General features: G+C 57.4%; 19 protein-coding genes. 5 read left to right on the top strand and 14 right to left on the bottom strand.

Translation table 11 applies throughout. From position 1 onward, the window contains the following. Window positions 1-295: 295 nt before the first annotated feature. From G5367_RS03970 to manA, 4 genes are all read right to left on the bottom strand, one after another. Complete coding sequence (locus G5367_RS03970) at window positions 296-2,818, bottom strand: GH92 family glycosyl hydrolase (RefSeq protein ID WP_266135105.1); 2,523 nt, start codon at window positions 2,816-2,818, stop codon at window positions 296-298. A 62-nt stretch (window positions 2,819-2,880) separates the two neighbouring features. Next, the gene (locus tag G5367_RS03965) at window positions 2,881-5,283 is read right to left on the bottom strand and encodes a GH92 family glycosyl hydrolase (protein ID WP_421293821.1); all 2,403 of its coding nucleotides are present in this window, start codon (window positions 5,281-5,283) and stop codon (window positions 2,881-2,883) included. A 55-nt stretch (window positions 5,284-5,338) separates the two neighbouring features. Continuing rightward, window positions 5,339-8,035 carry a GH92 family glycosyl hydrolase gene (locus tag G5367_RS03960; protein WP_216978430.1) on the bottom strand — a complete coding sequence of 899 codons (2,697 nt, stop codon included), beginning with the start codon at window positions 8,033-8,035 and terminating at the stop codon, window positions 5,339-5,341. 639 nt (window positions 8,036-8,674) lie between these two features. After that, window positions 8,675-9,865: a mannose-6-phosphate isomerase, class I gene (gene manA / locus G5367_RS03955; protein WP_201991827.1), complete on the bottom strand. Its 1,191-nt coding sequence runs from the start codon at window positions 9,863-9,865 to the stop codon at window positions 8,675-8,677. A 116-nt stretch (window positions 9,866-9,981) separates the two neighbouring features. On the opposite strand from manA, the gene G5367_RS03950 reads away from it, so the two are divergent. Next, entirely contained in the window at window positions 9,982-10,857 is an 876-nt protein-coding gene (locus G5367_RS03950) for an AraC family transcriptional regulator (protein ID WP_005347181.1), read from the top strand. Between the two features lie 156 nt (window positions 10,858-11,013). Then, window positions 11,014-12,267: an NADP-dependent isocitrate dehydrogenase gene (icd, locus tag G5367_RS03945; RefSeq protein ID WP_005347179.1), complete on the top strand. Its 1,254-nt coding sequence runs from the start codon at window positions 11,014-11,016 to the stop codon at window positions 12,265-12,267. 72 nt (window positions 12,268-12,339) lie between these two features. Here the strand turns inward: icd and G5367_RS03940 are convergent, their stop codons facing one another. From G5367_RS03940 to G5367_RS03925, 4 genes are all read right to left on the bottom strand, one after another. Next, window positions 12,340-12,516: a hypothetical protein gene (locus tag G5367_RS03940; protein ID WP_005337712.1), complete on the bottom strand. Its 177-nt coding sequence runs from the start codon at window positions 12,514-12,516 to the stop codon at window positions 12,340-12,342. A gap of 496 nt (window positions 12,517-13,012) precedes the next feature. Continuing rightward, window positions 13,013-13,189, bottom strand: a complete 177-nt coding sequence (locus G5367_RS03935; RefSeq protein ID WP_005347176.1) for a hypothetical protein — start codon at window positions 13,187-13,189, stop codon at window positions 13,013-13,015. 281 nt (window positions 13,190-13,470) lie between these two features. Continuing rightward, entirely contained in the window at window positions 13,471-13,920 is a 450-nt protein-coding gene (locus G5367_RS03930; RefSeq protein WP_216978433.1) for a C40 family peptidase, read from the bottom strand. Between the two features lie 193 nt (window positions 13,921-14,113). Beyond that, on the bottom strand, window positions 14,114-15,022 hold the full coding sequence (locus G5367_RS03925; RefSeq protein WP_216953260.1) for a hydrogen peroxide-inducible genes activator: 909 nt from the start codon (window positions 15,020-15,022) through the stop codon (window positions 14,114-14,116). A 146-nt stretch (window positions 15,023-15,168) separates the two neighbouring features. On the opposite strand from G5367_RS03925, the gene G5367_RS03920 reads away from it, so the two are divergent. After that, window positions 15,169-15,771: a peroxiredoxin C gene (locus G5367_RS03920; RefSeq protein WP_026457190.1), complete on the top strand. Its 603-nt coding sequence runs from the start codon at window positions 15,169-15,171 to the stop codon at window positions 15,769-15,771. 268 nt (window positions 15,772-16,039) lie between these two features. On the opposite strand, the gene G5367_RS03915 is transcribed toward G5367_RS03920, so the two are convergent. The 6 genes from G5367_RS03915 to G5367_RS03890 all read right to left on the bottom strand — a co-directional run bounded on the left by G5367_RS03915 (window position 16,040) and on the right by G5367_RS03890 (window position 22,306). Then, complete coding sequence (locus tag G5367_RS03915) at window positions 16,040-17,005, bottom strand: alpha-L-glutamate ligase-like protein (protein ID WP_236345234.1); 966 nt, start codon at window positions 17,003-17,005, stop codon at window positions 16,040-16,042. Between the two features lie 3 nt (window positions 17,006-17,008). Next, complete coding sequence (locus G5367_RS03910) at window positions 17,009-18,547, bottom strand: inactive transglutaminase family protein (RefSeq protein WP_216978437.1); 1,539 nt, start codon at window positions 18,545-18,547, stop codon at window positions 17,009-17,011. Window positions 18,548-18,550: 3 nt separating this feature from the next. After that, window positions 18,551-19,339: an ATP-dependent zinc protease gene (locus tag G5367_RS03905; RefSeq protein WP_421243887.1), complete on the bottom strand. Its 789-nt coding sequence runs from the start codon at window positions 19,337-19,339 to the stop codon at window positions 18,551-18,553. Between the two features lie 52 nt (window positions 19,340-19,391). Further along, entirely contained in the window at window positions 19,392-20,369 is a 978-nt protein-coding gene (cmoB, locus tag G5367_RS03900; RefSeq protein WP_013723597.1) for a tRNA 5-methoxyuridine(34)/uridine 5-oxyacetic acid(34) synthase CmoB, read from the bottom strand. Then, window positions 20,366-21,112, bottom strand: a complete 747-nt coding sequence (gene cmoA, locus G5367_RS03895; protein WP_421243886.1) for a carboxy-S-adenosyl-L-methionine synthase CmoA — start codon at window positions 21,110-21,112, stop codon at window positions 20,366-20,368. Before cmoA ends, cmoB begins: the two co-directional genes overlap by 4 nt. A gap of 345 nt (window positions 21,113-21,457) precedes the next feature. Further along, the gene (locus G5367_RS03890) at window positions 21,458-22,306 is read right to left on the bottom strand and encodes a DUF72 domain-containing protein (RefSeq protein ID WP_421243885.1); all 849 of its coding nucleotides are present in this window, start codon (window positions 22,304-22,306) and stop codon (window positions 21,458-21,460) included. Window positions 22,307-22,468: 162 nt separating this feature from the next. Between G5367_RS03890 and G5367_RS03885 the strand changes: the two genes are divergently transcribed. Together G5367_RS03885 and aspS are read left to right on the top strand one after the other, a co-directional pair. Next, window positions 22,469-22,720 carry an FmdB family zinc ribbon protein gene (locus tag G5367_RS03885; protein ID WP_005337686.1) on the top strand — a complete coding sequence of 84 codons (252 nt, stop codon included), beginning with the start codon at window positions 22,469-22,471 and terminating at the stop codon, window positions 22,718-22,720. Between the two features lie 32 nt (window positions 22,721-22,752). Then, window positions 22,753-24,519 (top strand): aspartate--tRNA ligase, encoded by a 1,767-nt coding sequence (gene aspS, locus G5367_RS03880; protein ID WP_005361614.1) that lies wholly within the window; start codon window positions 22,753-22,755, stop codon window positions 24,517-24,519. Window positions 24,520-24,602: the final 83 nt, after the last annotated feature.

Genomic DNA, 24,602 nt, shown 5'->3' with positions numbered 1-24,602 from the left:
TCCATCGGGTAGAGGGTAAGCAGTCATGATCTATTTTTATGAGACCGGAGCGATCCCTGAGCAATATTGGTGCTCGATGGCATTGATCCCGGCGAGCACTATTATTCCCATGCCATCTGTTTCATCGACAGAGTAAAAAAGTGTCATTCACTAGACTTTTGTGGCAAGGCGCGCTGTTTGTGATCCGGGTATCATGTAATTGCGTGCGGTATATTTTTGAACATTTTTGTTAGTGAACAAAAAAGAGGCCCAAAGGAAGCTTTGGGCCTGAACATATATTGATAGTGCATGATGGTTATTTATTATCTGAGCGGATCGGTTTTTGCGCCGTCATGATAAATTTCAGTTCACCACCGGCACGAATATCGCTGTGATTGAACGTCAGGTTTTCCCCCAATGGTTTGCCATTGATGGTGACCGATTCCACATAGATATTTTGGGTGCCATTGTTTTCGGCGATCACGGTGAATTTTCCGCCATCGATATCCATGATCACCTTGTCAAACAGTGGCCGACCTATGGTGTAGACCGGGAGCCCCGGCGTGACCTGATAGAAGCCCAGCGCACTCATGATGTACCAGGCGGACATTTGCCCCACATCCTCATTGCCAATCAGCCCTGTGGTGGTCGGGTGGAAGAAGCTGCGCACCGCCTGATCCACATACTCCTGGGTTTTCCACGGCTCCTTGGTCCAGTTATAGAGGTAGGGAACATGGTGATCCGGTTCGTTCCCCATCACGAACTGCCCGATATAGCCGGTCATATCCCCTTGCGAGGTATCAGCGTTGGAGTTGGCGGTGAAGAGGGCATCCAGATTCTTCCGGAATCCCTCCTCGCCCCCCATCACCTCTTTGAGCCCCTCGATATCGTGGGGAACAAACCAGCTCCACTGCCAGGTGTTGCCTTCGGTAAAGTCCTGCCCCCTGTGCTCGGCCCGATAGGGCCAGAAGATGTCATAACGGCTGCTGTCGTTGGTGTCACAGTTTTGTGGTGGTGTAACGGGATTGCCGTTTTTATCGATGGCGCAGGAGGGGTAATTGTTGACCCAGCTGCCATCGTAATTTTTGGGGCGCATAAAGCCGGTCGCGCCATATTTGCCATATTGCGCCGGGTTGTAGTCAAAATAGGCGCGCCAGGTAGTCGCCCGGGCCAGATAGCGGTTCTCGGCGGATTTGTCGCCAGCCAGTCGGGCCAGCTGGGCGATGCACCAGTCATAGTAGGCATTCTCGACACCGTACGAGACGGACTCGTTGACCAGTTCATCGTACTTGTCCTGCGCCATGCCGCCCTCTTCCGGCTTGAGTTTGACGTTGGCGGGGACATAGCCGTGCTGCTCGGCATACTGGCCGTGACGGGTCATCACGGTGAAGCGCTTGTCGCCGTTCCAGGGATCCTGATAGGGCACCCAGCTTTTGGTCAGCGCGAGGTCAAAGTTGGCGGAGACATTGGCCGCCTGCAGCGCCAGCTTTATCTCTTCCTGTGTGAATGCATCCGGGTATTTGACGATGACGTCGGCGATGATGGAGACCGCTGGGTAGCCGACCATCTCGCCGGTATAGTCGGAGTGCAGCTCCCATTTGGGCATGATGCCGCCGGTTTTATATTTGTTGAGCAGATCGTGCACATAGTCGATGGATCGCTCTTTTTCGATGATGGTCTTCAATGGGTGAGCGGCGCGGAAGGTGTCCCACATGGAGTAGACCGAATAGTTGGTAAAGCCCGGCTTGGCCTGATGCACCTTGCCATCCATTCCGCGATATTGACCATCCACATCCTGATAGACGAAGGGGGCGATGTAGGTGCGATAGAGCGAGGTATAAAACATCGTCTTGTCGGCATCGCTGCCACCCTCCAGGGTGAACTTATTGAGCACTTTCGCCCATGCCTGCTTGTTCTCCTGCACCACCTGATCGAAGCGGTAGTCATGTTCATCGGCGCGCAGGTTGGCCATGGCCCCCTCAATGCCGGTGCCCGAGATGGCCATCTTCATGGTGATGGGCCGTTCCCCTTTGGCAAAGTTGAGCTGGGTCACCACATCCCGTACCCGGGGTCTGGTTTCGCCATACCCGATGTAATCGGCCAACCCCACCTCGGTGTCGTTGCTCAATTTGCCATCGACATAGAGGATCTGATCCACAAACGGCTCGGAAAACTCGGCGTAGAAAAAGACCGTCTGCCACTGCCCCCACTCGTTGCTGGTTCTGGCTCCGGCAATGGCGTTGTCGCTCACCCGCTTGAAGTAAATATTGCGGGAGTGGTTACCGTACTGCTCCAGCAGCTCGTGCTGCAGATCAAGCTGGACTTTGCGATCTTCACCCGCCGGATAGCTGTAACGGTGGAAGGCGACCCGCTGGGTGGCAGTGAGTTCGGCCTTGATGCCGGTCTCCACCAGATCCGCTTTGTAATAGCCTACTTCCGACTGTTCGCTCGTCTTGTTGATGGTGACCGGGTCGGTATTGCTGCCGATGAAGGGCAAGAAGGCGAAATCATTGAGATCCCCCTTGCCTGCCCCCGAGATATGGGTGCTGCTGAAGCCGGAAAGCTTGGCCAGATGGTGGTGATAGTCGGAAGGGGATCCCTTGCCATTCCAGTTGGCCGGATTCCAGTTGTCCGGGCCCGGCTGGATCATCCCTTCCGGCATGACCGGGGCCGGATTGACATTGCCCAGCCCATCGGTGCCGATCAGCGGATCGACATATTGCAGCACCTGCAGGGCATTATCGGGGCGGCCATTGTCAGTAGTCTCATCATTTGTGTTGCAGCCATAGAGGCCAAGCAGGGCTGTCACCATGATGGCCAGCTTGTGGGGTTTGAACATTGTTGTTCCTCAAATTCCGGAGATGAAAAAGCGGCAAGCCGGGTGGCTTGCCGCTTGTAGAGTTACGGGGTCGGTTGCTGGTTGGTCATCACAAAACGCAGCTCACCACCGGGACGGATCTCGCTGTGGGCGAAGGTGTTGTACTGGTTGAGTGGCTTGCCATTGATGGTGACCTCTTTGACATAGAGGTTGTCCGGGCTGTTGTTCTGCGCTACCACGTTGAACTGACCGTCGGGCAGGTTGATGGTGACCTTGTCAAAGATGGGACGACCGATGGTGTAGGTCGGGTCGCCCGGGGAGATTTGATAGAAGCCCATGGCACTCATGATGTACCAGGCCGACATCTGGCCGACGTCTTCATTGCCGATCAGGCCATCCGGGGTGGTTTTGTAGAACTCCTTATAGACCCGGTCGAGGTACTCCTGCGCTTTCCAGGGCTGGGCGGTGCGATTGTAGAGATAGATGACGTGGTGTGAGGGCTCGTTGCCATGAATGTACTGCCCGATGTAACCGGTCATGTCCTGATGTGCTTCGCCCCCGTTGGGGTCGGCGTTGAACAGGTTGTCGAGCTTGTCGTTCAGTCCCTGCTGGCCACCCATGATCTCGGTCAGCTTGTCGAGATCCTGCATGAAGGACCACTGCCACTGCCAGGCATTGCCCTCGGTGTAGTAGAAGGCATCCGACTTGTAGGGATCGAAATCGGCCGCCGCGTATTTCAGGGCGCACGGGTCACCGTTTTTCAGCTCGGTCGGTACGAAGAAGCCTTTGCCATCGGCATTGCCAGCCTGGGGATCCCAATGTTTGAGCGAGTTGTAGGATCGTGCCTTGAACTCCTGATAGGTAGTCATGTCGCCCGCGGCTTTCGCCATCTCGGCGATGGTCCAGTCGTAGAAAGAGAACTCCAGCGAGTAGGAGACCGAGTTCCAGTTGGGATAACGGACGCACTGCTCTTTCTCGTGATAGCTGAGCTGACCGGCCATCAGCGAGCCCAGGATGTCGTCATGGATCTGCGGGTAATCGGCAGGCCGGTAGTGGGCCGATTTGACCGAGGCTTCCAGTGCCTCTTGCGCATCGATCAGCCCCTTGGTCACCGCATCGGCAAGGATGGCCGCCGAGGGGTAGCCAATCATGGTGCCGGTTTCCGAGCCGTGGCCTTCCCATTTGGGCAGCAGGCCGAACTCCACGTTGGATTTGCGGATCAGATCCTTGGCGTAGAGAGTCGCCTGTGGCGGGTCCATGATGGTCCACATGGGGTGAACGGCGCGGAAGGTATCCCAGGTCGAGTAGATGGAGTAGTTGGGGGTATCGCCAGGTTGCAGGGTGCGCAGGGTGCCTTGCATATCAAGATACTTGCCATCCACATCGTAGAGCTCGATAGGGGCGATCATCATGTGGTAGAGGGCGGTGTAGAAATTGGTCTTCTCGGTTTCCGTCCCCCCTTCGGTTTTGAGTGTTGCCAGCTTTTCGGCCCACGCGTATTCGGCGTCTGACTTCACCTTGGCGAAATCAAAGGTGGGGGCTTCCGCCTCCAGATTCTTCTGTGCTCCTTGCCAGCTCACCGCCGAGATACCGACCCGGATCTCGATCGGTTGGTCACCCTGGCCAAAATTGAGGTAGGCGGTCAGGTCATCCCCTTGATAGACGCTGTTGGGGCGCATCTCCCGGGTGGGCATCTTGTCCTGCTCGCCCAGCATGGCCCTGGCCACAGGTTGGTTGAATTTGGCGTAGAAGAAGATGTTCTGGCCCTGATGGTTCTGTCCCTGGAACCAGCCAGTGGAGGTTTTGCGGCCACGCAGGGTGTACTCATCCACCACTTCGATTTTGTTTTTCAGCGATTGGCCGTTGTTGTTCAGTAGGGTATGACCCAGATCGAATTTCACATTCCGATCCGCTCCTTTGGCGAAGGTGTAACGGTGCAAACCGACCCGTTTGGTGGTGGTCAGTTCAACCTCAATCTCCCCCTTGTTCAGTCTGGTTTTGTAATAACCGGCGCTGGCGTGCTCATTGGTTTTGTCAAAGGCGTTTATCTGGGCGTCGGCCATCTCGGCGTAGGGCAGTACCAGAATGTCGCCCAGATCGGTGGCGCCGGTGCCGGAGAGATGGGTATGGGAGAAGCCGTAGAGCGGAACATCGGTTGCGACGATCTCGCCCGTGAGATAATTGGAAGAGTCCCAGTAGCCGGAGGCTGAGTGCCAGGGGTTGAGTCCGCTCTCGTGATCGGTGTTGGAGCCAATAAAGGTATCCGGCGAGAGCTGCACCATGCCGGCAGGGCGGGTGGCACCGGGGAAAGTGTGGCCTGATGCGGCGGTGCCTATCATGGGGTCAACGTATTTCAGTACCGACAGATCGACAACCGGAGTTACCGGTTTCTCGATAGCGGTAGACTCGCTCTCACTGTTGCAACCGGCGATGCCACCGGTCAGTGCGGCAATCACCGCAAGAGAAAGAAGATTGCACTTGAACATGGTCATTCCATTTTTGAGTGGTGATGGGGGAGGAAGTCCTCCCCCGAACAGGTGATTAACGGGAACCGGCAGGCAGGTCGCCTTCGTGCAGGAAGGTGCCGATACCTTGCGCGGGCGGCAGATCTTCCGGCTGGCTGCCCCAATTCTGGTTGGGGCTATCGCCCATCACGAATTCAAGCTTGCCGCCACTGAGGATTTCCTCATGGGTGAGGTAGCTGCGATTGAACTCGCTGCCATTGAGGCGAGCGGACTGGATGTAGATGTTGTCGCGGCTGACATTCTGGGCCGTGACGGTGAACTGTTTGCCCGCACCCACATCGAGCGAGGCGGTTTCGAACATGGGGGTGCCAATCTCGTAGATGCCGGAGGAGGCATTGACCGGGAAGAAGCCCAGCGCCCGGAACACGAACCAGGCAGAGAGGGTGCCAAAGTCATCGTTGCCACAGATGCCGTCAGGGGTGTTCTTGTAGCAGACGTTGGTGGCTGCCACGATGGCGGCCTGTCCCTTCCAGGGCTGTCCTACGTAGTTGTAGAGGTAGGGCACATGGATATCGGGCTCGTTGCCCTGCACATGCTGTCCCACGTTGCCGGTGTTGAATACCGGGAACTGGTTGTCGCCAGCGTTGCGATCCGGATAGGTACTCCAATACTCGTCCAGCCGTTTGGCAAACAGTTCGCCCCGTTTGGCCTGAGGATTCTGGGTCTGGTCGAAGCGGGTCATCAGATCGACCAGGCCATGAATGTCATGTTGAACGCTGAAGGCGTATTGCCAGCCGTTGGACTCGGCGAATGACCAGTTGAACATGTCGGGGCGCCAATCCTTGCCCACTGCCCGGCCGGTTTTCGGGTCTACCCAACCGGCATCAATGAACTTGCCAGCGTAGTCGCGGGCCTTGAACCACCCCTTGTACTGCTTGCCGCCAAAGTCAAACTGCGCCTGCCAGTTCTTGGATCGATCGGCAAACTCCTGATAGCGGGGGTCACTTTCGCCAAATACTGCCTTGATCGATTGGGCGATCGCCCAGTCATTCATGGAGTACTCCAGCGAGTAGGATGAGGTCCAGGCATCCTTGAAGGGGGAGTGAGATTCCCAGTCATTGCCCGGCGGTGTGTCATGCAACTGGGCAGGTACATAGCCTTGCTGCTCGTACTCCTTGATCCAGGCGACCCCCTGGCTGGTGGCTGCGCGGGCGTCGGTGATCATGGCGGTCACCAGTCGCTCCTTGATCTCCTGACGTTCCGCATCGCTGAAGCCCAGCGCGATCATCCGTCTGTCCAGCGAGCCTTTGGAGAGTACGTCGTGGATCACCGGCGTGGAGTGCATCCCCATCATCATGCCGGTCTCGTTACCCTTGAAGGTCCACTCCGGCAATCTGCCCTTGCGCAGGTTGCCCAGATCGTCCATCCACTCCTCCTCGGCGTAGGAGAGCATGGAGAGCACCACATCGGCGAGGCGATCCGGCTCCAGCAGTGACGAGAGGGGTTGTACTGCGCGGTAGGTGTCCCACAGGGAGAAGGTGTCGTAACGGGTAAAGTCCGCTTTGCCATCCCGGTTGGCATCGGCGGTGCGAACCGACTCCTTGAGGGTATCGATCTGCTCGCCCCACGGTGTGTTGCCATCCGGATAGGCGTTGCGCCCCTGATGCACCTGGCGGTAGCGTCCGTCCAGATCGGAGTGAATGGTCTGGCCCAGATAGGTGTGGTAGAGCGCGGTATAGAAGGTCTGTTTGTACTCCTCATCCCCACTGACCCGGATCTTGCCCAGCTCCTTTTCCCATTTTTGGGTCGCAGCCTGCCGGACATCGTCAAACGACATATTGGCCACTTCGGTCATGTTGAGTGAGGCGCCAGCGTTGCCATCCCGGCCGATCTCGACGTTGGAGAGGGCTACCTTGGCCTCGACGACCAAGCCCGCCGCCGCGGTATCAAATTCCACATAGGCACGCGCGTACTGATATTTGCCACGGGTCTCGTTGCCGATCTCGGTGGTGCCTTCCGGCAGGTCCAGATAGCGGTTCTGGTCTTTGTCAAAGTAGGCGAAGCGGATGTTTTTGATGGGCTGGTCGAACTCCATCACGAAGAACTCTTTCTGGCTGGGGGCCCAGCCGTCAGAGAAGCGATGGCCCTCGATCCGGTTGTGGGTTTTGTCCCATTTCAGATAGGAGTCGGAGGTGTAGTCCCAGTTGACCTTGAAGCCGAGGTTGACCACGATTTCCGATTTTTTATCTTGCGGGAAGGTGTAGCGATGAACCCCCACCCGATCCGAGGCGGTCAGCTCGGCCTTGATCCCGTAATCCTTCAGATTGACCTTGTAGTAGCCCGCCGTTGCCTCTTCATCCTTGTGGCTGTAGCGGGAGGCCTCCAGATTCAGTGAGGCCGACCCCTCGTTCAGCATGAAATTGGAGCGTGAGTTGATCGGCATCACCAGAATATCGTTGAGATCTCCAGCTCCGGCGCCCGAGAGGTGAGTGTGGGAAAACCCGGCGAGGCGGTTGTCGTGGTAGTAATAGCCGGAGATATATTCCCAGCCATTGGCCCCATTATTGGGCGACAGCTGCACCATGCCATGCGGGGTCGTGGCGCCGGGATAGGTGTTGCCTAAATTACCTGTGCCGATGAACGGATTGACGTAACGGGAGACGTTAGTCTCTTTATTGTTATCGACAGCGGTATCCGAGTCATTTTGACAACCGGATATACCAACCAGGCCAGCCAGTACGGCACACGCGAGCAGGGAACGTTTCAGTTTCATATTTGTCGCCACAGGTTAATGAAAGTAGGGTATCGAACGTATAAAAACAGATAATGCAGAACGCCGGGCCAGCCAATGAATATCTGCCGGATGAGATAGCCATCTGCATGTATTACCCCGACTGTCACTGGATATAGAGGGTGACGGGGGGAATATCAGCCAGATAAAATGGATAGTGAAAACGTTCTGGCCATACAGGCGGAAAAATAAATGCGCAGGAAAATAACAGGCACCTATAGCCTGATTTAAAAAATCGCCCCTTACACTTATGAAATAAGTGGCTGAGCTGTGTTACATCTGGAATATATAAATGCTCTTAAATGTTTTTCCTGCTGCCTGTAAATTAACTGTTTCTATTATTTCGTTGATTAATATCCTGGGACAGAGGAAAAAAATGGCATTAACTGGATTTTTATGACGTGTGGGGAAGGGTGTGAGCTGGCTCGCATAACTGCAGGGTGGCGTGACCAGGGAGGCTAAATGATATTAATCATTATAAGTCAGCGTGTTATTCTTCGATGTTGAGTTAAATGACCGATTTTGTGAGTCGTACCGGGCTCCACATGGTCAGATGAGCTGAAAAAAAGGGCCCTGCTGGGCCCTTTGAACAGAGGGTGATGAGCCGATGGCCCACCAGGATCAGCGGTTGCTGGCGCGGGCAAAACGCCCTTCAGCCGTCACGCGATAATCGCTGGTGCTGGCGGGTACAAATGCAGATTGCCCTATGGTCAGTGTCAGACGCTCGCCATCCTGGCCAATGAGGGTGATGGGCCCATCGATGGCGAACAGGATCTCGGCATTGCCGGTGGTGAGGGCATGTTCGCCTGCGCCATATACGCTGAAGGTGAAATCCGGTACCGGCACGTCGAAGTGCTGTACTGTGCCTTCCATGCGAGGGGTGAGCAGGATCTGGTCGTCCGGTTTGGCGACACAGCGGGTGCAGGCCAGCAGCTCCGGCACATCCATGTATTTGGGGGTCAGACCGGCACGCAGCACGTTGTCGGAGTTGGCCATGATCTCGAGGCCAGTGCCGTGGATGTAGGCGTGGGGGGTCTGGGCGTCGAGGAACATCGCCTGACCCGGCTCAAGTGTTACCACGTTGAGCAGCAACGGCGAGAAGAGCCCCACATCCCCCGGGTACTGGTTGGCCAGCTTGCTGATGGTGGCGAAAGTCTCTTCATCCTGATGGGCGGCGGCATAGGCCAGCAGGCCAGCCAGCGCCTCGTCCTTGCGATCACCGCTGAGGATCAGCAACTGGTGGAAGAAGTGCTGCAGGCCAGCTTCATCCTGTGACTGGCGAAGCGCCGCGGTCAGGTCGACCAGTGCGGGCAGCGCCATGCGATCGAACAGGGCCAGGATGGCCGGGATGGCGCGAAAGCCGTTCATCGCCTGATAGCGGGTGAGGGCAAAGACCAGCTCCGGCTTGTGGTTCGGATCCTTGTAGTTGCGGTTGCTCGCCTTGATATCGATGCCTGCGGCTTCTTCTTTGGCAAAACCGGCTTCGGCCTGTGCCTTGCTCGGGTGTACCTGAATGGAGAGGGCTTGCTCGGCGCAGAGCACCTTGAACAGGAAGGGGAGTGAGCCGAAACGAGCCTGGGTAGCTTCGCCCAGCATGGCGACGGGGTTGGCGTCAATCAGGCTGGAAAGCTTCACGGTCTCGCCTGCCAGGGTCACTTCGGAGCAGCCATTGGGGTGAGCGCCCATCCACAGTTCAGCTTGTGGTTTGCCTTCGGGATTTTTGATGCCAAACAGCGTGGTCAGGGAGTCACGACTGCCCCAGACATAATCCTGGATCGGGTTGCACATTAGAAAAAACGGCGGGTAGCTCATGGATGGCTCCTTGTATCAGAACGATTTTTTGGGAATTTCAGTCTGGCGCGGACTATAGCATGGCAGGGGCAGCGCACCGCAATCGGTTGCTCTCTGCATCTTGATCAGGATCATTCATGAGTATCATCTTTACCCAGCTGTTGGACGGCTTTCTAAGTGAGGGGGGAGGCTTTGAGAAGGTGTTGTTTGCCTCTGACAAAGGGGTGCCTCCCTGCTTCAGTTATCAGGTCAATTTTCCGCGTCTCGAGCTGGTATTCAGTGGTCACTATCTCAACCAGATCTGGTCCCCGGAAGGGGATGTGCAGTCGGTACAGATGGGGCCGCGGGAGGCGATGTACATTCCCCCCAACGGCTGGAACAAGCCGGATTGGGACAATGACTGTTCCGTGCTCAGCCTGTTGTTCGGCAAGCGTCAGATAGGGTTCAGTCTGGTGAGCAAGCACAAGGGAGACACCGGCTTCTTCGATGTGCAGAAGCACAGTATTCAGGCCGGTGCCGGACGGGCGCTCGATCATATACTGCTCTCCCTCAACACCCTTGCGCAGGAGCCGATAAGGGCACCGATGGACAATCACCTGCTGCAGGCGCTGCTCAGTTACTCACGGCAGTTGCTGGTGGAGTCGGAGAGCGGTCGTCCTCGTGGCTCCGATCTTTTTCACGGCATCTGCATCTACATTCAGGAAAATTTCCACCGCCCCATCAGTCGCGAATGCATCGCCGCCCGCTTCAATCTCTCCCCCAGCCATCTCTCACGCCTGTTCCGCCAGCAGGGGCACATGCGGCTAGCGGACTACATCAGCTGGGTGCGGCTGGAGCGGGCCAAGTTCATGCTGAAAAAGTATCGCTTCCGTCTCGAAGAGGTCGCCAATCGCTGCGGGTTTACCGACGTGAACTACTTCTGCCGGGTGTTCAAACAGAAGACCGGCTTGACCCCTTCCCAGTACCGTTCCCTGAGTCAGCCGCAGGCGGCGGCCAGCGAGCTGGAGGGATAACGGGGCGGGGTCGGCAAGGCGTTGTGACGGTGCACTGGCGGGTGGCTACCTCTTTGGTCTGACATGCTTTCTTGTCGTTTTATTATGAAAATGAATGGGCTAAGATGGCCGCGCGCAACAAACAAGTTGATAACAAACGGAAGTTAGGAGATGCCGATGGAAAGCAAAGTAGTAATCCCGACCCAGGGTCAGAAAATCACAGTCGATGCCAACGGCAAGCTGCAGGTTCCCAACCATCCGATCATTCCGTTTATTGAAGGGGATGGCATCGGTGTTGACGTAACCCCTGCCATGTTGAATGTGGTGAATGCTGCGGTCGAGAAAGCCTACAAGGGCGAGCGCAAGATCGCCTGGATGGAGATCTACACCGGCGAGAAATCGACTCATGTCTATGGCGAAGGTGCCTGGCTGCCGGCCGAAACCCTGGATTTCATTCGCGAATACTGCGTGGCCATCAAGGGCCCGCTGACTACTCCGGTCGGTGGCGGTATCCGCTCCCTCAACGTGGCCCTGCGTCAGGAGCTGGATCTCTACATCTGCCTGCGCCCGGTGCGTTACTACGACGGCACCCCGAGCCCGGTGAAGCGTCCTGATCTGACCGACATGGTGATCTTCCGCGAGAACGCCGAAGACATCTACGCCGGTATCGAGTGGAAGGCCGACAGCGCCGAAGCGAACAAGGTAATCGCCTTCCTGCAAAACGAGATGGGCGTGAAGAAAATTCGCTTCCCCGAATCCTGCGGGATCGGCATCAAGCCGATGTCCAAGGCCGGTACCGAGCGCCTGGTGCGTGCCGCCATCGAGTATGCCATCGACAACGATCGCGACTCAGTGACCCTGGTGCACAAGGGCAACATCATGAAGTTCACCGAAGGTGCCTTCAAGGATTGGGGTTATGCCCTGGCCCAGAACGAGTACGGAGCCCAGCTGATTGACGGCGGCCCCTGGTGCTCCTTCAAGAACCCGAAAACCGGCAAGACCATCGTCATCAAGGATGTCATCGCCGACGCCTTCCTGCAGCAGATCCTGCTGCGTCCGGCCGAGTATGACGTCATCGCCTGTATGAACCTCAACGGTGACTACATCTCCGATGCGCTGGCTGCTCAGGTGGGCGGTATCGGTATCGCGCCGGGTGCCAACATCGGTGATGGCGTGGCTCTGTTCGAGGCAACTCACGGTACTGCACCGAAATATGCCGGTCAGGACAAGGTCAACCCGGGCTCGCTGATCCTCTCCGCCGAGATGATGCTGCGCCACATGGGCTGGGTCGAAGCGGCCGATCTCATCATCAAGGGGATGGAAGCGGCGATCCGCAACAAGACCGTCACCTATGACTTCGAGCGTCTGATGGAAGGGGCCACCCTGCGCTCCTGTTCCCAGTTTGCTCAGGACATGATCGACCAGATGTAATCTGCTGCTTGCCAGAAACGCAAAACCGGCGCCATGTGCGCCGGTTTTCTTATCGCGAAAGAGTGCAGGGGCTTATTGCGCCTGCTCTACGTGTTGCTGATAGCGTTGCTGCCATTTGCTGGTTTCTGCTTCATCACCCTGGGCCTTCCAGAAGGCGCAGATGGTGTTGGCAAGTTCCGAAGCCATCGCGTGATCTCCGTCACGTCGGCTCATCAGATAATCTCCCAGCCAGCTTTGATATTGTTTCATTACCCGATCTCCTTATCTCATGTGCCCTTGAAGGTGCCCACCTTGACGGGAGCCTGTCGGCTCATCTTGGGGGGAACATCATCAGGCATGATGGTGCAAAGTCACGACCCGGGCAGAGAGCCCGATGGGCAATCTGGCGGCGAACGTGACGCGAGATGTCAAAAAATGAGCGCCATTTTAGCACAAACTGACCAACTTGGGGAAATTGTCGCCATGGATTGCGACAGAACTGCCCATCCCCTTGTTCTCAAAACAGAAAACCCGCCGTGAGGACGCGGTTGGTTTGGATGAAACCCGGGGAAACAGGGTGGGGAACCCTGTTGTGTCCGGTTGCATCGACGAGCTCGACACTTGGTTCTGGATGAGCACTGTCATGGACTCAAGAAATGGTAGAGGGGGCATGCAAAAGGGCGTTATGCGGGAACTGGCTATGCGCGAAGCAATAGGGGGCAGCCTTGCTGCCAACAGATGGCTGGCAGCAAGGTGACGGTCGGGATCAGGTGGTCTTTTCCAGATGGTTCTGGTAAATCTGCTGCCACTTGTCCAGTTCGGTTTCATCTCCCTGTTGTTGCCAGAACTCGCAGATGGAACTCGCCATCTCGCATGCCATGGCGTGGTCGCCGTCACGGCGACTCATCAGGTATTGCCCCAGCCAGTTTTGATACTGTTTCATTGGATGATCTCCTTATCTATTTAACCCTTGATACTGCTGCTGTGAGGCACCCGTCCGGCAGTGCTGTCACAGCCACTTTCGCTGCTTCGCTTATTGTCAATCAGGACAGATAGCGTATGAGAAAAGCGCGAAAGTGCTAAAAATTGGCCACCACCTTATCACAAAATGGTATGAAAGGCAGGTTTTGGGGCCAATTGAGTTTTCAGTGCAGGGGATTATCTCGACCTGGCGACAGGGATTGACGGAGTCCAGCAGTATAACGGACAGGTGTTTGAACCCCTTTACTGGGTTACCCGACGTGCTTGCCAATAGCGGCTGTTCCAGTAGACGTTGTCGAGTCTCGAACGGATTACTCCCTTGCTCGTGGAGGCGTGGATAAACTCGCCGGCACCGGTATAGACCCCCACATGGTACTGCTGCCAGCCGGTTTTGAAGAAGACCAGATCCCCGTGTTGCAGCCGGTAGCGATCGACCGGTTTGCCGATACTGGCCTGGGATTCGGTGGTTCTTGGCAAATTGACCCCCAGCACCTGATTGTATGCGAGCTGGGTGAATGCGGAGCAGTCGAGTCCGGCACGGTTGGTGCCTCCCATCCGGTAGGGGACGCCACGCCACTGCTGGTAGAAACCGTCAAAGGCACTGCTCTGCTGGCGGGGCGGCGGTGGCTCTGGTGTGCTGGAGCAGGCGGCCAGCAGCAGGGTCAGCAGGGATAGCAGCAGCTTGCGGTACATCGGAGAGCTCTCCACAACGGGGTCAACCAATAGGGACGTCTGTTAACCGCCACCCCGGACAGAATGTGGTGACGGCCGCCTGTGGCGTGACAACTTTTCCATCTTAAACAGGGATCTGGCTTGATACCTAGTCCCGAAAGGAGAAAATGCGGCAAGCGAGCGAAAAACGCCAGCCTGCGGCTGGCATTCGGGGTCAGTGGGCGGGATTGATCAGTGGGGTAAGCAATTCTGCCAGCTTATAGAAGGTTTGCACCCGGGTGGTACTGGGACGCCAAACCATGCCGATCTCGCGATAGGATTTTTCCCCCGGCAGCGGGATGGCCACCAGATCGGAGTTGGCAAGAATGCCGGCATCGATGGCCATTTGCGGCAGGAAGGTGGTGCCAAGACCCGCTTCCACCATCTGCACCAAGGTGTGCAGGCTGGTGGCGGCAAACGGGTTGATCTTGCTCTTGTCCCGCAGACGGCAAGCGCTCACTGCGTGCTCGGTGAGGCAGTGCTCCCGCTCCAGCAGGAAGATGCTCTGGTTTGGCAGCTCCTTGTAGTCAAACGGGGTGTGAAGACCGGCCGCCATGCTGGCGGGCATTACCATGTGGAACGGATCCTGACCGACGGTCTTGCAGTGAAAACCACCGATCTCGATGGGCAGGGCAAGGATCAGCAGATCGAGTTGACCTTGTTCCAGCTGCTTGAGCAGATTGCTGGTGGTGTCTTCCCGCAGTAACAATTCGAGGTCAGGATAGGTTTTGCTGCACACTTTCAGCAGCTTACTGAGCAGGAAGGGGGCGATGGTGGGAATACAGCCCAGACGCACTGTCCCCTGCATTACACCGCCCTGGTGTTGACCTAGCTCCATCAGATCCCGCGCATCGGAGAGCAAATTGCGAGCTCGCTCGACGATTTCCATGCCGACCGGGGTCATAATGAAGCTCTTGTGATCTCGCTCCACCAGTTGCAGGTTCATCATCTCTTCCAGCGTCTGGATCCCGGTACTCAGGGTCGACTGGCTGACATGACAGGCTTTGGCGGCACGATTGAAGTTTTTGTGCTCGTCGAGAGCGACCAGATATTGCAGCTGTTTGAGGCTGGGCCAACGTTGCATAGGAAAACCCGATTAATGCTATCTATTTAATTTGATTTAACTAATCTACCACCGGGTCTATAGTTTGTCGCTTGATTTAGACGGACTAGGCTCTTGGTAGCCCAATCCTGACTGGATTGTTCACTTCACTTAAAGAGGAATTGAATATGGTATTGGTAGGCCGTCCCGCACCCGATTTTACCGCCGCAGCCGTTCTGGGTAATGGCGAAATTGTTGATTCATTCAACCTGTCATCCCACATCAAAGGCAAAGCTGCTGTTGTCTTCTTCTATCCGCTCGATTTCACTTTCGTCTGCCCGTCCGAGCTTATTGCTTTTGATCACCGCTATGAAGAGTTCCAGAAACGTGGCGTGGAAGTGATCGGTGTTTCCATCGATTCCCAGTTCTCCCACAACGCATGGCGTAACACCAAGGTTGAAGATGGTGGTATCGGTCAGGTCAAGTACCCGCTGATCGCCGACGTCAAGCACGAAATCTGCAAGGCCTATGACGTTGAACATCCGGAAGCCGGTGTGGCGTTCCGCGGTTCCTTCCTGATCGACAAGAATGGTGTCGTTCGTCATCAGGTAGTCAACGATCTGCCGCTGGGCCGCAACATCGACGAGATGCTTCGCATGGTCGATGCCCTGCAATTCCATGAAGAGCACGGCGAAGTGTGCCCGGCTCAGTGGGAAAAAGGCAAAAAAGGTATGCAAGCCTCTCCGGACGGTGTTGCCAAGTACCTGTCAGAGAATGCTGACGCCCTGTAATGGCCGTCGCACTCTGTTTGAAAAACCGGCGTCTTTGCGCCGGTTTTTTTATACCTGCGATTTATCTATCCCCTGACATATTGGCCATACTCTTTTCGCCCCTTCTCCTCTTCGCCCCTCGCTGTTCCAAGCTGCCGTTAGCTGACGTACTCGTCGTTTAGGGATGAGATGCTGACCCTGGGGCTGGAAACGGGATGTGCCAACAGACAGATAAGAGCTATAAAAAAAGCGCGCCATAGGCGGCGCGCTCAGTTCACAAGCAGAGGCATTATTCCTCAAAGATCCCGAAGTGTTCTTTGGCAAAGCTGACCCGCTGCGCCACACTCATCTTCACTTGGCCCAGCTTCTCGATGGTCTTGAGGTTGGGCACCAGGCCACGACCGTTGGCGATTTGAATGGCCAGACCTGGGCGGGCGTTGAGCTCCAGCAGCATGGGGCCGCGGAACTTGTCCAGCACCATGTCGGTACCGATATAGCCCAGACCCGACATCTCGTAACAGGAGGCTGCGAGGGTGAGCAGAGTATCCCAGTGGGGCACCTTGAGCTCATAGAGGTCGAGACCTGTATCAGGATGGTGTCGCAACGGATTGCCAAACTGCACCGCCCGCAGCGCGCGGCCAGTACGTAGGCACAGACCCACTCCCACGGCGCCCTGGTGCAGGTTTGCCTTGCCGTCGGAGGCAGAGGTTGAGAGACGCATCATCGCCATCACCGGGAACCCCTTGAAGATGATCACCCGGGCATCGGGCACCCCTTCAAAGGAGTAGCCGTCGAACACGTCATCGAAGTTGATGAGGCCTTCGACCAGCGCTACGTCCGGCTTGCCCCCCAGCGAATAGAGTCCAGCAAGAATGTTGGAGACATGGCGCTCCAGATCCTGGCCGTTGCTGGCGCTGCCGTTGGGCTTATAGAAGAGACCCTCTTCCTGGCGCAGGATCACCAGGATCCCCTTGCCGCCCGAGCCTCGAGCCGGCTTGATACAGAAGCCAGGCCAATCCTTCACCAGCTCGGTGATACGACCCACGTCGTGCTGGGCTCGGATGGTGCCGATCAGCTCGGGCACCGTCACGCCCGCATCCAGCGCGATACGCTTGGTTTGCAGCTTGTCATCCACCAGCGGATAGAGGCTGCGCGGATTGTAGCGGCTGATATAGGAGTGGTTGCGCTTGTTCATGCCGAGGATACCTGCCTGCGACAGGCTCCACGGGGTAGTGTACTTTTCCCAGAACCACATCTGTTACTTGTCCTTACCCGGGGTGGCGCCAGACTTGATCTCGTCCACCAGCGGCTTGAAGCGTTTGAGTTCGCTCAGCTTGTAGCCGGTGTAGTTACCCATCAACAGCACGGTCGCCATCAGCACCAGCTGCAGGCCGAGGAAGTTGAATGTGAGGTGACGGATCAATTCGTTATCCATAGCCAGATAGGCGATGATGGCCACCAGCAGAGAGCCACCGCCCTGACGGAATACCTCTTTCGGGCCCTCTTCTTCCCACAGGATGGACATCCGCTCGATAGTCCAGGAGAGGATGATCATCGGGAAGAAGGTGATCTTCATACCGTCGGTCAGCCCCAGCTTGAAGGCAAAGGCGGAGAAGATACCGATCATCGAGATCACCATGATGATGATGGCCGATATTCGGGCGACCAGCAGCAGGTTGAGCCGCGACAGGTAGGAGCGGATCACCAGACCGGTGCCGACGATCAGCAGGAAACCTACCAGACCGGTGATCAGCTGGGTCTGGATAAAGGCGACCGCGATCAGCACCGGCATAAAGGTACCCGAGGTCTTGATGCCGACGATGACGCGCAAGAACACCACCATCAGCACACCGATGGGGATCAGCAGCAAGCCCTTGAACAAGGTCTGCTCTTCCAGCGGCAGGCTATGGATGGAGAAGTTCATCATCTCTGATTTTTCAAACTTCTGGGCCAGTGCCACGCTGACCGGCTGCTCCTGCTCGATCATCGAGAAGCTGACACGGGAGTTGTGACCACCTGTCACATCCAGCAGGGCGCCGGAGTTATACTCCCACAGCAGCAGGTTGGCAGGACGACCCTGTTCACCGGTTTGCGGGTTGAACAGCTTGTAGTCGGTCGGGCTGTTGAACACCTGCAGGTAATCGACCAGCTCCTGACGACGGCGACCATCTTCCAGATTCAGGGCATGCACTACGCGGGTCGGCACATCAGCATTGTTGAGCAACTCGGCGATCAGGTTGGCGCGGCTCTTGTGCTTTTTCAGTAGCTCGGCGTTCTGCTCCTGCTTTTCGATCTCCTTGATGATCTCGCGGGTCAGGGTATAGCCGTCAGCAGAGCGCTCCTGGGCGCGCTCCAGGATCTGCTTCATCGCAGTGGCATAGGGCTCACTCTCGATCTGCTTTTCGATAGCGGGCGGCTGCGGGTTGGCGGCCGGCTTGGCGTGGGCATCCGCCATCATGTCGACGCGATAGTAGAGCTCCTGACGGCCGGTAGCACTGCGGATCGACCATTCGGCACGGGCATCGCCATCCTTCTCGACGAAGGAGAGGCCGTAGCCGGGGCTGGCGGCGTTCTCGTTCATCAGGGTGAAACCGGGCTGGGTGCCCGGGATAGCCAGGGAGGCGATCACTGGCTCACCGGTAGCTTCGAACTCCAGTTTGGCTTCGATGGACCAGATCTGGCGCTTTTCACCGGGCGTCAGCGGCACATCCAACGCGATATGGTGATAGATCGTCATCCCCAGGCCGACAATGTACAGCAGGGCTACCAGCAAATAGAACGGCTTACGGGAAACCATGGATTATTTCACATCCTTGAGCTTGGGTTTGGGTTGGATATATTCGCGGGCCACATCAACCACGGCGATGTCTTTCAAAAATTCGCGACCCAGCAGCACCGGGAAGGTCATATCGCTGCGGTCTTTCAGGGTAAATTCGGCTTTCTCGGTCATGTCGCCAATGCGCACGGCCAGACGCACCACCGGACGGCGGTCCAGATCATCGGCAGAGGCCTGACGCACCCGCACGTGACGTACCAGCGGCGCTTCGATCTGGATCTTGTCGTCCACATCCTGATGGCTCAGGAAGAAGCGCACCCAGTTTTTGCCGTTGCGCTCGAAAATGGTGATCTCCTGCGCACTGATGGAGGAGGTGGTCGCACCGGTATCGACCCGGGCCTGGAAGGCGTCGTTGGCGGCATCAACCCAGATCCACTCCGCTTCACCGACCATCAGCTTGCCATCGATGGTGTGGCCCTGATTGGGGGCCGGGCACTTCTCGGTGGGGATCGCCATCGGTTTGGGCGGCTCGGAGGGGAGAGCTGCGAGCTTGTGGTCTACTTGCTTGACGGACTCTTTCATATTGGTGACATCTGTGTTGAGCTGAACCAGCAGGTGCTGTTGCTGCACATACTGCTTCTGTTGCTGTTCCATGGATGTTTGCAGGCGCTGCTCGCTCTGGCTCAGCTCGCTACGAAGCTCGGCCAGCGTCAGAGCAGGGACCTGAGGCGCTTTTTCCATATTGACACACCCGCCGAGACTGAGCAGGGAGAGCAGGGTCATTCCTTTTAATTTGCTTTTCATGTCATTCATTTAACTGTGCTTCCTGGAATTGGGTCAGTGTAACTTCCACAAGCGCCACCGGCTAGTCTTTGGCCTTGCGGGCAATCAGTACGGCACGTTTCGGCGCCGGGTGTCCTTCTACCGTGAGTGCCGGATTGTCTGGATCCAGATAGTCACTCAGGGATTCATTAATCATCCAGTCGGTACGACGCTGTTCGTCGGTGCTGGTCATATTCTCGTCTACTATCCGCACGTCAGTGAAGCCGCAGCGCTCGACCCACAGCTTGAGGGCGCGGCTTGAGGGAATAAACCAGACGTTGCGCATCTTGCCGTAACGGTCGGTGGGCATCAGCACGTCGTTGACCCCGCCGTCGATCACCAGGGTCTCCAGCACCAGTTCGCCATCATCTTTCAATTGATTGCGCAGCTGCTCGATGTGCTCGATGGGAGATTTGCGGTGATAGAGCACACCCATGGAGAAGACGGTGTCAAAAGCGCGCAGCTCCGGCAGCTCCTGAATGCCGAGCGGCAACAGGTGGGCGCGTTGATCATTGCCCGCGAAGTGGCGAATGGCCTCGAACTGGCAGAGAAACAGCGGACTCGGATCGATGCCGACCGCCAGCTTGGCTCCTTCACCCACCATACGCCAGAGGTGGTAGCCGCTGCCGCAACCCACATCCAGCACGTAACGGCCTTCGAGCGGGCTGATATGGGGCAGCACCCGATCCCACTTCCAGTCGGAGCGCCATTCGGTATCGATGTGGATGCCATGCACGGTGAACGGCCCCTTGCGCCAGGGCATAAAGTGGCGCAGCAGGCTCTCGACCTTCTTGCGCTCCCCTTCGCCCAGGCTCTCGGCCGAGCCGATTTCGACCCGGCTTTTCAGCTCGATGTTGCCGGGGGAGACCACCGGTAGCTTGTTGAGGGCGCGGTTCCAGCGCGGCAGATCGCCATGCTGGTTGTCATGTTGCCAGGCGTGCAGCTGGGCGGGCAGGGTATGCAGCCAGTGGCTCAGCCGGTTTTTGGCAATCAGTTGATAGAAATTGGCAAAGTCGATCATGGCTGTGCGTCGCTGGATTTGATGGCAATCATGGAGCCGAAGTTGAAGCACTGGAACCAGAGATCCTGATGGATGAAACCTGCGTCCCGCAGACGGGCCTGATGCACCGACAGGCTGTCGGTGCGCATCACGTTCTCAAGGGCAGTGCGTTTCTGGCTGATCTCCAGCTCGCTATAGCCATTGGCCCGCTTGAAGTCGAGGTGCAGATCGATGAGCAGCTCGTTGACCGGCTCATCCTCGAAACGGAACTTCTCGCTCAGGATCAGGATCCCGCCCGGGCGCAAACCGTCGTGAATGCGCTGGATCAGGGCTGCCCGTTTCTCGGGCTCGACAAACTGCAGGGTGAAGTTGAGCACCACCACGGAAGCGTTCTCAATCTCGATGTCGCAGATATCCGCCTCCACCAGCTCCACCGGCACCTCGGATTTGAAACCGGAGAGGTGGGCGCGGGCGCGCTCGATCATCGGGTGGGAGAGGTCCACCGCGGTAATGCGGCAGCCGGGCTGGCTGATATGGCGACGCATCGCCTGGGTGGCGGCGCCAAGCGAACAGCCGAGATCATAGAGACGGCTCTCGGGTTGGGCGTAGCGGGCGGCCATCATGCCGATGGCTGAGATGATGTTGCTGTAACCCGGCACCGAGCGCTGGATCATATCGGGAAATACGTCGACGACCTGTTCGTCAAAACAAAAGTCGCCCAATCGGGCGATCGGGGCGGCAAAAATTTGGTCTTTGGTCTGCATGCTGGCGCAACCTGACAGCCGGCATATCGGCCGACTGCTTTGTTCAATTGAATCGTTGGGGGGCACCCGTCTGGGGGTGGCTCATCACCTGTTTACGAACGGGGTAGTCGGTCATGAGCTCCTGGTGACCGGTCCTGTTCATAGGGGGTCATCTCCGGACCCTTATCCAGAGCCGAGTCATTTGTTACCACTGATTAACAGTAACGGTGACAGGGCTCCTTGCATGGGGCGCTAGTGTAGAGGATTGACGGCCATTTGTCTTGACGCCGGGCCCTGCCAAACCACAAAAATCGCCCTTTTTTTACTGCGTTTTCGGGGGGCTGCGAGGGTTGCTTGTGCCACTGGTTAAAAGCGCAGCACTCCCTGCCGTGCGCGATCGTTTTCCCCCCGCCAGGGGGCCATCTCCTGCCCCAGCAGACGACTCACCTGACGGGCCAGCTCGGGGGCTTGGGTGTTGTCGGCCGTGTGGATGTAGAGGTAAAGATCCTTGCCTTCGGAAAGCCACTGGCGCCAGTGGGGGAGCCAGCTGGGCAGGAAGGGGTGATTGGCCGCCGGATCCGGCAGGCCGATAAAGCGCACCATGGGGGCGTTGGCGGTGGCCAGCAGATGTACCGGCAGGCGTGGCTTCTTGCCCTGGGCATCGACAAGGGCTGGCGTGGTTGCTGGCACCGAGAAGAGTGGCCGGCTGTCGAGCATCACCCGGTTCACTCCCTGTTCCATCAGCAGCCGGTTCAAGGCCCGCTCGGCCTCCCCCTTGGCGAAGAAGTCGGGATGACGCACTTCGAGGGCGTAGCGAAACGCCCGTGGCAGCCGCTCGATAAAGGCCGCCAGTCTGGCCAGCCCCTGTGGCCCGAAACGGGCGGGCAACTGCAGGGTGAGCAGCCCCAGCTTGTCGTGTAGTGGCGCAAGCAGCTTGATAAAGTCGGCGACTTGTTTGTCTGCGCTCACCAGATCGCTCTGGTGGCTGATGGTTTGGGGAAACTTGAAGTTGAAACGAAAGTGATCGGGCACCGCATCGGCCCAGCGCTGTACCGTGTCCGGTGTCGGCAGGGCGTAGAAGGTGGTGTTACCCTCCACCGAGTTGAAGACGGCCGCGTAGTGGGCGAGGTGTTCGGCAGGCTTGGCGCCAAGGCCCAGCAACTGGCCGGGCCAGCTGGGGTGGGACCACTGTGGCAGGCCCAAATAGAGGCTCATGGTGGCTAATCTCTTCGCTCTTGGTGCATTCGTGCCGATTTTTTGCCCGCTTTTTGTCATCGAGTGCAAAAAACTGGCGAAAGGAGGCTGCTGGCCATTTTACCCAAAAGGGGGTTTTCCTCTATAATGCCAGCCCTTTTGTTTTTCAATTTCTTGTGACCCATGCCTATCTACGAATATCGTTGCGACGTCTGTGGCCATGAATTGGCAAAACTGCAAAAGCTTTCCGATGCCCCCCTGACCGACTGTCCGGCCTGTAGCAAGCCGAATCTGGTCAAGCTGATATCGGCGGCAGGCTTCCGGCTCAAGGGAACCGGATGGTACGAGACTGATTTCAAACCGGGTAAGAAAAAGAATCTGGCCAGCTGTGAGACAGACGGTGCTTGCCAGTCGTGCCCGGCGGCCCAAGGTTAACCGTCTCTCTACAATTTCGAAGGAAGAAGTCCATGCGCTCTATCTATTGCGGACAGGTCAATGAGGCCCATGCAGGGCAGACCATTACATTGTGCGGTTGGGTTCATCGTCGTCGTGATCTCGGCGGTCTGATCTTTATCGATATGCGCGACCGGGAAGGGATCGTTCAGGTGTTCTTCGATCCGGACAAGCCGGAGGCGTTCGCCCTGGCCTCCGAGCTGCGCGGCGAGTTCTGCATCCAGGTGACTGGCGTGGTGCGTACCCGTCCCGAGTCCCAGCGCAACAGCGACATGGCCACTGGCGCCATCGAAGTGTTCGCCCACGAACTCAACATCATCAACCGTGCCGAGCCGCTGCCGCTGGACTTCAATCAGGTCAACAGCGAAGAGATCAGCCTCAAGTATCGCTACCTGGATCTGCGTCGTCCCGAGATGGCCAAGTACCTGAAGACCCGTGCCAAGGCCAGCGCCTTCGTACGCCGCTTCATGGACGAGCACGGCTTCCTCGATATCGAGACCCCGATGCTGACCAAGGCCACCCCGGAAGGTGCCCGTGACTATCTGGTGCCGAGCCGCGTGCACAAGGGCAAGTTCTACGCTCTGCCGCAATCACCCCAGCTGTTCAAGCAGTTGCTGATGATGTCCGGCTTCGATCGCTACTACCAGATCGTCAAGTGCTTCCGTGACGAAGACCTGCGTGCCGACCGCCAGCCGGAATTCACCCAGATCGACGTGGAGACCTCCTTCATGACCGCGCCGCAAGTGCGTGAAGTGATGGAAGAGATGATCCGCAAACTGTGGCTGCACATCCTGAACGTGGATCTGGGCGACTTCCCGATCATGACCTTCGACGAAGCCATGCGTCGCTACGGCTCCGACAAGCCGGACCTGCGTCTGCCGATGGAGCTGGTCGATGTGGCAGATCTGCTGACCGCCGTCGAGTTCGCCGTGTTCGCCGGCCCCGCCAACGATCCGAAAGGTCGTGTGGCTGCCCTGAAAGTCCCGGGCGGCGCCGAGCTCTCTCGCAAGCAGATCGACGAGTACACCAAGTTTGTCGGCATCTACGGTGCCAAGGGCCTGGCCTGGATGAAGGTCAACGAAGCCGCCAACGGCATCGAAGGCGTGCAGTCTCCGGTTGCCAAGTTCCTCTCCGACGCCATCGTGCGCGAGATCCTGGCCCGTACCGGCGCTGCCGACGGCGACATCATCTTCTTTGGCGCTGACAGCAAGAAAGTGGTCTGCGATGCCATGGGCGCCCTGCGTCTGAAAGTGGGTCGCGATCTGGGCCTGCTGGAGAACAGCTGGAAACCGCTGTGGGTCATCGACTTCCCGATGTTCGAGGAAGATGGTGAAGGTGGTCTGGCCGCCATGCACCACCCCTTCACCGCGCCGAGCAACATGAGCCCGGCCGAGCTGAAAGCCAACCCTGTGGGTGCTTACGCCAACGCCTACGACATGGTGATCAACGGCTACGAAGTGGGTGGCGGCTCTGTCCGTATCCACAACAGCGAGATGCAATCCACCGTGTTCGATATCCTGGGTATCACCCCGGCCGAGCAGCGCCTGAAATTCGGCTTCCTGCTGGATGCGCTGAAGTACGGTACCCCGCCGCACGCCGGTCTGGCCTTCGGTCTGGACCGTCTCAGCATGCTGCTGACCGGCACCGAAAACATTCGGGACGTCATCGCCTTCCCGAAAACGACCGCGGCTGCCTGTCTGATGACAGACGCCCCCAGCCTTGCCAATGCCGCCCAACTGGGTGAGCTGGCGATTGCAACCACCGTCAAGGGCGACGAGTAAGCCGATACCGGCACCGGAGGCCGCCGCCGTGCGGCCTCTGTGTTTCCCTTGGGTTAGTCATGATCAGTGTTACTGACATTTAA

The organism is Aeromonas sp. 604282, assembly GCF_049170575.1.
Classification (GTDB): domain Bacteria; phylum Pseudomonadota; class Gammaproteobacteria; order Enterobacterales; family Aeromonadaceae; genus Aeromonas; species Aeromonas veronii_A.
Note: the sequence above shows the minus strand (reverse complement) of the source record. Positions and strands in the feature narration are given on the sequence as shown.